At 73.8% G+C, this 9,369-nt stretch carries 2 protein-coding genes; both read right to left on the bottom strand.

All coding sequences use genetic code 11. The annotated features are described in order from the left end of the window. Positions 1-1,573 (bottom strand): type I polyketide synthase (locus ACWDRW_RS39720; RefSeq protein ID WP_451733288.1); only part of this gene is annotated, 1,573 nt, incomplete at its 3' end. 10 nt (positions 1,574-1,583) lie between these two features. Next, the coding region (locus tag ACWDRW_RS39715) for an SDR family NAD(P)-dependent oxidoreductase (RefSeq protein WP_451733285.1) at positions 1,584-9,369 on the bottom strand (7,786 nt) is incomplete at its 5' end.

Raw genomic sequence — 9,369 nt, 5'->3', positions numbered from 1 at the left:
TCTCCAACGCCGTACGCGAAGACCACAAGCCCCACCCCACGTCCGCCGCATCGCCGGAAACCCCCGCCAGCCGCCCCGCCTGCGCTGCCAAAGCCACAGCCGTACGCCCCGACACCACCCACGGCACCACCGGCGACCCCGACAAGCCCTCGGAACCGGACACCACCACCGGCCCCGGCTCCGCCTCAGCGGGAGCCTCCTCCAGGATGACGTGGGCGTTCGTGCCGGAGACGCCGAAGGAGGAGATGCCGGCGCGGCGCGGATGGCCGTTCGCCCGCCACTCCCGTTGCTCGGTGAGGAGGCGGACGTCACCGGCCGTCCAGTCAACGTGGGGCGTCGGCTCCTCCACGTGCAGGGTGCGCGGCAGCACGCCCTCCCGCATCGCCATGACCGTTTTGATGACGCCCGCCACTCCCGCGCAGGCGCCGGAGTGGCCGATGTTGGACTTGACCGTGCCGAGCCACAACGGGCGGTCAGTGTCGCGCCCTTGGCCGTATGTGGCCAGCAGGGCCTGGGCCTCGATGGGGTCGCCCAGCGTCGTACCCGTGCCGTGCGCCTCGACCGCGTCCACGTCGCGGGTGGTGAGGCGGGCGCTCTCGAGGGCCTGTTCGATGACGCGGCGCTGGGCCAGTTCGCTGGGGGCGCTGAGGCCGTTGCTGGCGCCGTCCTGGTTGGTGGCGGAGCCACGGATGACGGCGAGGACCTGGTGTCCGTTGCGGCGGGCGTCGGAGAGGCGTTCCAGGAGCAGGACGCCGACGCCCTCGGACCAGATGGTGCCGTCGGCGGCGGCCGAGAAGGCCTTGCAGCGGCCGTCGCGGGCGAGGCCGCGCTGGCGGCTGAAGCCGACGAAGCCCGAGGGGGTGGGCATCACGGTGACGCCACCGGCCAGGGCGAGGTCGACCTCGCCGTTGCGCAGGGCCTGGACGCCGAGGTGGGTGGCGACGAGGGAGGAGGAGCAGGCCGTGTCGACGGTGACCGCCGGGCCTTCGAGGCCCAGGACGTAGGAGATCCGGCCGGAGACCACGGCGGTCATGTTGCCGGTGACGAGGAAGCCCTCGATCTCCTCGGGGACGGAGTCGAGGCGGGCGGCGTAGTCGGAGGCGACGGCTCCGGCGAAGACACCGGTACGGGTGCCGCGCAGGGTGGCGGGGACGATGCCTGCCCGTTCGATCGCCTCCCAGGAGGCTTCGAGCAGAAGCCGCTGTTGCGGGTCCATGGCCAGCGCCTCGCGCGGCGAGATGCCGAAGAACTCGGGGTCGAAGTCGGCTGCGTCGTGCAGGAAGCCGCCCTCGACCACATAGCTCTTGCCGTACGCGTCGGGGTCCGGGTCGTACAGGTCCTCGTCCCAGCCCCGGTCGGTGGGGAAGGGGGTGATGCCGTCGACGCCCTCGGCGACCATGCGCCACAGCTCGTCGGGCGAGTCGACGCCACCGGGGAAGCGGCAGGCCATGCCGACGATGGCGACCGGATCCTGGTCCCTGGCCTCCAGCTCGCGCAGCCGCTGCCGTACCTGGGAGTAGTCGGCGGTGACGCGCTTGAGGTATTCGCGGAGCTTGTCTTCGGTGTTCGGCATCGAGTACTCCCTAGGCTCCAAGCTCGCGGTCGATCAGGTCGAACATCTCGTCGTCGGTGGCGGAGTCGAGGGCGCCGCCGTCGAGGACGCCGTCGGTGCTGGTTCCGGCGTCGCTGCTCCAGCGCCAGAGCACCGACTGGAGCCGCTTGACGACGCGGGCGCGGGCGGCATGGTCGGTGACGCCGGGCTCCACGACGGCGAGGGCGGTGTCGAGCCGTTCGATCTCGGCCAGCACGCGGTCGGTGTCGTCGGTGTCGGCCGCGTCGCCGTCGGTGAGGCGCAGTCGCTCGTCCAGGTGGGCGGCGAGGACGGTGGGCGTCGGGTAGGTGAAGGCGAGGGTGGCCGGGAGGGGCAGGGCGGTCTCGGCGGCCAGCCGCTTGCGGAGCCGGTCGGACATCATCGAGTCGAAGCCGAGCTCCTTGAAGGGCCGTTCGGCGTCGATGGCGTCGACGGACTCGTGGCCGAGGACGGCCGCGGCCTGTCGGCGTACCAGGTCGATGAGGTGCCGGAGGCGTTCGTCCGCGCTGAGGCCGGAGAGCTTGCGGACCAGGGCGTCGCCGGCGGCCGGGTCGGGGCCCGCCGTCGAACCGACGGCTCCGCGGCGGCGGGGCGTGGCGGCGGGTACGAGGTCCCTCAGTTCCGGGGGAAGCGTGCCCGCCGCGGCACGGCGGCGTAGCTCCGCCGGGTCCAGGCGGGTCGCGATGAGCGGAGGCAGGCTCTGGTCGAGTACGGCTGCCAGGGCGCGGGCCACGGATGTGTCCGTGCCGGGCTCCCAGGGTGCCCCGGTGACCACGGCGACGGGCAGTCCGGTCGCGCGACGGTGGTCGGTCAAGGTGGCGAGGCGGGGGTCGGGGGCGTCGGACAGTACGGCGAACGCCTTCAGCGGGGTGTCTGAGGTGAGTTCGTGCAGGTGGACGGTCGTGGTGGGGTCGGCCGCGGTGTCCACCACGGCGGTGACCGGGCGGCTCGCGAGCAGACCCGCCAGCCAGGCACGGTCGGTGGGATCGCCTGTCGCCCGCTCGACGGTCACCTCGTACTGGCGGAGCAGTTCGTCGTCGAGGACGGCGTCGGGGGCCGCGACGAGCAGCGAGCGGACGGTTCGTTCGGTCACCAGGTGATGGATGAGCGTTGCGGCGGACGCGCCCTCGCCGTCGGCCGTGACCAGGACGGTGCCGTCCAGGTGCTCGTACGTCTCACTGCCCACGGCCAGCCGTCGGGCCCGGGGCACGAGGAGGGTGCCGTCACGGAGGGCGAGGGTGGGTTCTCCGGTGGCGTGGGCCGTGCGCAGGGCGGCCGGGACGTCCGGGTCCGGGTCGGCGTCCAGGTCCAAGTGGATGATGCGGCCGGGGTGTTCGGCCTGACTACGGCGTACGGGACCATTCGCCTCGCCGCGCGTGACGACCGCCAGGCGGATGTCCGCGAGCCGCTCGTCGGCGAGCCAGCTTTCCAGAAGGTCTGGCGCGCCGGACGGCAACAGGGCCCATTCCGGGGCGGGTACGCCCGCCTCGATGACGGCGAGCAGGCCGTCGAGGTCCGTATGGCTGACGACCGCGTGGCCGCCTTCCTGGAGGGTGGCGGCGAGGTCGAGCGGGTCGTCCCCGAGCACCGCCCAGGTGGCGAACTCCTCGTCCTCTGCCACCTGGTGACGCTCGGCCAGGGGCGTCCATTCGACGTGCAGGAAGGCGTCCGCGCCGGTCGTGAGCTGACCCGTGTCCACCCTGCGCTGCACGAGTGCGGCGACCTCGGCCACGGTCCGGCCCGTCGGGTCCGCGAGCAGGATGCCGGTGCCGTCCGGGCCCGCGGGCGTGAGACGGACGCGCAGTTCGGTCGCTCCAGCCGCGTGCAGCCTGACATCGGTCCAGGCGAACGGCTGGAGCAGCGCGGTGGGGGCGTCCGATGCGGTCTGCCTGGACAGGGCGCTCGCGTGGAGCGCCGCGTCGAGGAGGGCCGGATGGAGGCCGTAGCGCTGGGCCTCGGTGCGCAGTGCGTCGGGAAGGGAGACCTCGGCGTAGATCTCGTCACCGAGCCGCCAGGCGGCGCGCAGGCCGTGGAAGGCGGGGCCGTAGGCGTACCCCGCGGCCTCGGCTCGGTCGTAGAACCCGGACACGTCGACCGGTTCGGCGCCGAGCGGGGGCCAGACGGTGAGGCCCGTCGCCTCCGGTTCGGTGCCGGTCTCCGGGATCAGGACGCCCTCGGCGTGACAGGTCCACGGCTCGTCGTCGAGGGCGCTGTCGGGGCGGGAGTGGATCGCGACGGCACGTTCGCCCTCAGGGCCCGGGGCACCGACGGTGACCTGGAGCTGTACGCCGCCTCGGTCGGGCAGGACCAGAGGGCCGCTCAGGACCAGTTCGCGCAGGCGGCCGCAGCCGGCCTCGTCCCCCGCGCGGATCGCCAGCTCGGACAGGGCGGAGCCGGGCAGCAGCGGGGTGCCGAGCAGCCGGTGCTGTCCGAGCCAGGGGTGGCCGTGGGCGGTGAGCCGCCCGGTGAGCAGCAGTCCGTCGTCGTCGGCGGGGCGCACGACGGCGCCGAGGAGCGGGTGGCCGGTGTCGGTGAGGCCGAGCCCGGCGGGGTCCCCCGCGGTGCCGGGTGGGGCGGTGAGCCAGTAGCGGCGGCGCTGGAAGGCGTAGGTGGGCAGGTCGACGCGGTGCGGGGCGCGGCCCGCGTGCAGGGCGGTCCAGTCGACGTCGGTACCGGCGGTCCACAGGGTGGCGGCCGCCGCCGTGAACCGGTCGGGGCCTCCCTCGTCGCGGCGGAGGGTGCCGGTCACCACCGCGGCGGTGCCGGCCGCGGCCGCGGTGTCCTCCAGGGCGGCGACGAGGACGGGGTGGGCGCTGACCTCGACGAGGGTGGTGTGGCCGAGTTCGAGCGAGGTCTCGACGGCGCTGCGGAAGGCCACGGACTCGCGCTGGTTGCGGTACCAGTAGGCGGCGTCCAGGTCGGTGGTGTCGAGGAGCCCGCCGGTCACGGTGGAGAGGAAGACGGCCCGGCCGGGCCGGGGGGTCACCGTGCCGATGTCGGCGAGCAGTCGCTCCCTGATCTCCTCCATGTGGGGTGAGTGGGAGGCGTAGGAGTGGGCGACGCGGCGGTACCAGACACCGTCCGCCTCCAGTTCCTCGATCAGCGCGGCCAGCGCCTCGTGCGTGCCGGCGACGACGGTGGAGGCCGGGCTGTTGACGGCTCCGACGGAGAGCTCGGGGTGTCGGGCGGCCAGCCGCTCGGCGATCCGGTCGGCGCCCTCGGCCACCGAGACGACCCCGCCGCGCCCGGTGAGGCCCGCGCCGATCGTCGCGCGGGCGGTGATGACACGGGCGCCGTCGTCCAGGCTCAGCGCCCCGGCGACGACGGCGGCGGCCAGTTCACCCTGGGAGTGTCCGACGACCGCCGACGCGGTGACGCCGAGCGCCTCCCAGACGGCGGCCAGTGAGATCATCACCGCCCACAGCACGGGCTGGATGATCTCGACGTGCTCCATCCAGTCGGCCCAACGGGAGTCCGGCTCCGGGCCGTTGAGCAGTTCGGTCAGGCGCCATTCGACGTACGGCGTCAGAGCCGCCTCGCACTCGGCGACGCGCGCGGCGAACACGGGGCTGGCGGCGAGGAGTTCCCGGCCCATGCCGAGCCACTGCGAGCCCTGGCCGGGGAAGACGAAGGTGACGCCCGCGGGCGGCTTCGCCCGGCCGGTCACGACCGACCCGGCGTCCTCGACCGTGCCCGCCGCCAGGGTTCGGGCCGCACCCGGCAGGTCCGGGCCGAGGAGGACGGCACGGTGTTCCAGCGCGGCGCGCTGGGTCAGCAGGGCGAAGGAGACGTCGGCCGGGTCGGTCTCCCCGAGGTCGGCGAGGCCGGCGGCCTGGGCGCGCAGGGCGTCGGCGTCGCGCGCGGACAGGGTCCACGGCACCGGAGCGCCCCGCCAGACCGGCTCACCGGCGACAGGCCGCGGCGCGGACGGTTCCTCCGTCGGCTCCGGTGCCTCCAGGATGACGTGCGCGTTGGTGCCGCTGATGCCGAAGGAGGAGACCCCCGCGCGCCGGACGCGCCCGGTCTCGGGCCACGGGGTCGGTTCGGTCAGCAGCCGTACGTCGCCCGTCGTCCAGTCCACGTGCGGGGTCGGCTCGTCCACGTACAGCGTCTTCGGCAGGACGCCCTCCCGCATCGCCAGCACCATCTTGATGACGCCGGTGACACCGGCGGCTGCCTGGGTGTGACCGAGGTTGGACTTCACCGAGCCGAGCCAGAGCGGCCTTTCCGCCTCCCTGCCCTGTCCGTAGGTGGCCAGGAGCGCCTGTGCCTCGATCGGGTCCCCCAGGGTGGTGCCGGTGCCGTGCGCCTCCACGGCGTCGACATCGGCGGCGGTGAGGCCGGCGTGGGTGAGCGCGGCACGGATGACGCGTTGCTGGGAGGGGCCGTTGGGGGCGGTCAGCCCGTTGGAGGCGCCGTCCTGGTTGACCGCCGAGCCCCGCACGACCGCGAGGACGCGGTGCCCGTTGCGGCGGGCGTCGGAGAGCCGTTCCAGGAGCAGCATGCCGACTCCCTCGGCGGGCCCGAAGCCGTTCGCGTCGGAGGAGAAGGCACGGCACCGGCCGTCGGCGGACAGTCCGCGCTGACGGCTGAACTCCAGGAAGATCGACGGCGAGGGCAGCACGGTGACCCCACCTGCCAGCGCGAGATCGCACTCGCCGCTCCGCAGGGCATGCGCGGCGAGATGCAGCGTGACCAGCGACGAGGAGCAGGCGGTGTCGACGGTCAACGCCTGCCCCTCGAGGCCGAGCGCGTACGCGACCCGGCCGGAGGCCACGCTCGCGGAGTTGCCGATGCCGAGGAAGCCCTCCAGGTCCTCCTGGCCGGGTCCGTAGGCGCGGGCGTAGTCGAAGGCGACGAGGCCGACGAAGACACCCGTCCTGCTGCCCCGCAGTGCGTGCGGGTCGATCCCGGCCCGCTCGACGGTCTCCCAGCTCGACTCGAGCAACAGCCGTTGCTGCGGATCCATGGCCAGCGCCTCGCGCGGCGAGATCCCGAAGAAGCCCGCGTCGAAGCCGTCCGCCCCGGTCATGAAGCCGCCCTCGCGGCCGTACGTGCTGCCGGGCCGCTCGGGGTCGGGGTCGTAGTAGTCCTCGATGTCCCAGCCGCGGTCGTCGGGGCAGGGGGTGATGGCATCCCGGCCCTCGGCCAGCAACTCCCAGAGTGCCTCCGGGGAGTCGACGCCACCGGGCAGCCGGCAGCTCATGCCGATGATGACGACCGGATCGTCCTCGACCTCGCTCCCCGCGGCCATCGGCGCGGAAGCGGCCTCATCCGTCTCCGGGAAGAGAAGGGTGAGGAGGTGGCGGGCGAGCGCGGTGGTGGTGGGGTAGTCGAAGACGAGGGTGGTGGGCAGCCGCAGCCCGATGTGGGCGATGAGCCGATTGCGCAGGTCCACGGCGGTCAGCGAGTCGAAGCCCAGCTCCTTGAAGGGGCGTGCGGGATCGACGCGTTGCGGAGAGGCGTGGCCGAGCGCACCGGCGACAAGACCCCGTACGGCATCCACCACCGCCCGCTCCCGGTCCCGGACGGGCAGCGCCGCGAGCCGGGCGACGAGACCCTCGTCACCGCCAGGACGCTCCCCCTGCCCGAGCACCCGGCGCGCCTCGGGAAGGTCAGCGAGGAGCGGGCTGGGGCGGTTGCCGGTGAAGGCGGCGGCGAACCGGTCCCACTCCACGTCCACCACGATGCCGTCGGTGCCGCCGAGCACCGTCCGCCGCAGCGCGGCGAGGGCACGCGCGGGGTCCAGCGGCACCAGACCGGCACGCCGGACCCCGGTCTCCACGATCCGCTCCCCGGCCATGCCCCCTCCGGCCCAGGGTCCCCAGGCGACGGAGGTGGCGGGCAGACCGGAGGCGCGCCGCCACTCGGCCAGCGCGTCGAGGGAGGCGTTGGCGGCGGCGTACGCGGCCTGCCCGAGCGTGCCGACGGTCCCGGAGACGGAGGAGAACAACACGAACGCCGCCAGGTTGTGACGACTGGTCAGCTCGTGGAGGTGGTGAGCGGCGGCCGTCTTCGGGCGCAGCACGCGGCGCAGCGACTCCTCGGTGACCGAGGCAGCCACACCGTCCTCGACGACTCCGGCGGTATGGATCACGGCGGTGAGGTCCGGTATCCCGGCCAGCACCTCGGCGAGCCGTTCGCGGTCGGCGGCGTCGCACGCCGTGACCGTGACCTCGGCACCCGCCGCGCGCAGTTCGTCGGCGAGCGCGTCGGCACCGGGCGCCTCGGGTCCCCTTCGACTGAGCAGCAGCAGACGCTCGGCACCGTCAGCGGCGAGGGAACGGGCGACATGTGCGCCGAGCGCCCCGGTACCGCCGGTGATCAGGACGGTACCGCGCGGCGGCCACTCCCCCTCCTCGCGCACTCGGCCACCGGCCCGCACGAGCCGCCGGGCAAGCAACCCCGATGGCCGGACCGCGAGTTGATCCTCCCCGTCGCCACCGCCCAGGGCCGCGGCGAGCAGTCGCCCGGTCCGCTCGTCGAGCGCGGACGGCAGATCCACCAAACCGCCCCACAGATCGGGCAGTTCCAGTCCTACGACGCGGCCGAGACCCCAGAGCCCGGCGCCGCCCACGTCGGGCGCGGCGTCGGAGGGAGCGGCGGCGACCGCACCCCGGGTGGCGCACCACAGGGGCGCCTCGGCCCCGGCCGCGGTGAGCGCGTGCAGCAGGGCGAGGGTGGCGGTGACGGCGGGGGCCAGGCCATCGGCGTCCGGGGTGGTGGCGGTCGGGTCGCAGCCGAGCAGGGAGAGGACGCCGCTGTACGTCCCCGCCTCGTGCTCGGCCAGACGCTCGGCCAGTGCCGCGCCGGAGCTGGCGGTGAGCGGCACGGGCAGGGTGACCGGCTCGATCCCGGCCGCAGTGAGGGCGGCCTGGACCGCGGCCGGGAAGGCGGGATCGCCGGGCGCCTCGGGCACGGCGACGAGCCAACGTCCCTTCGCCGACTGGGTGGTGGCGGTCAAGGGCTTCCAGGTCACCGTGTAGCGGAGCCCGTCGACGGCACTGTGTTCGCGTCGGCGCCTGCGCCATGCGGCGAGCGCGGGAAGGGCCTCGCGCAGTGCGTCATGACCGGTGTCCAGCTCCTCCACGAGGGCGGTCACGTCCTCGCGCTCCACTGCCGCCCAGAAGCGGGACTCTTCGGGATCGGGGGTCGTGGCGTCGGAGGTGTCTGCGCGGTCCAGCCAGTAGCGCTGGTGTTGGAAGGGGTAGGTGGGGAGGTCGACGCGGGTCGGGTTGCGGCCGGTGAACAGGGCCGGCCAGTCGACGTGCGCGCCGCTGGCCCACAGACGGGACAGGGCCGTGGTGAACGTCTCGACCTCGCCGTGACCTCGACGAGTGGCGGGAACGAACAGACCCTCCGCGCACTCGGCACCCATCGCGCACAGGGTGCCGTCCGGACCCAGCTCCAGGAACCTCGTCACCCCGGCATCGGCCAGCCAAGCGATCCCGTCGGCGAAACGAACCGCCTCACGCACATGCCGCACCCAGTACGCTGGCGTCTGAAGCTCCTCCCCCGCGACACGACCCGACACGTTCGACACCACGGGTATGCGGGGCCGCTGATACGCAACACCTGAGGCGATCTGCTCGAACTCGGCGAGCATCGGCTCCATCAACGAGGAGTGGAAGGCGTGGGAGACCTTCAGCCGCCGCGTCTTGACCCCGGCCGCCGTGAAACGCTCCCGGACAGCCTCGATCTCGGCTGCAGGACCGGAAAGGACCACTGAGGCGGGCCCGTTGACCGCAGCCAGGTCTACCCGCTCTCCCTTCGCTGCG

The organism is Streptomyces sp. NPDC003635 (genome assembly GCF_053587635.1).
This window is presented reverse-complemented; position numbering and strand designations above follow the sequence as displayed.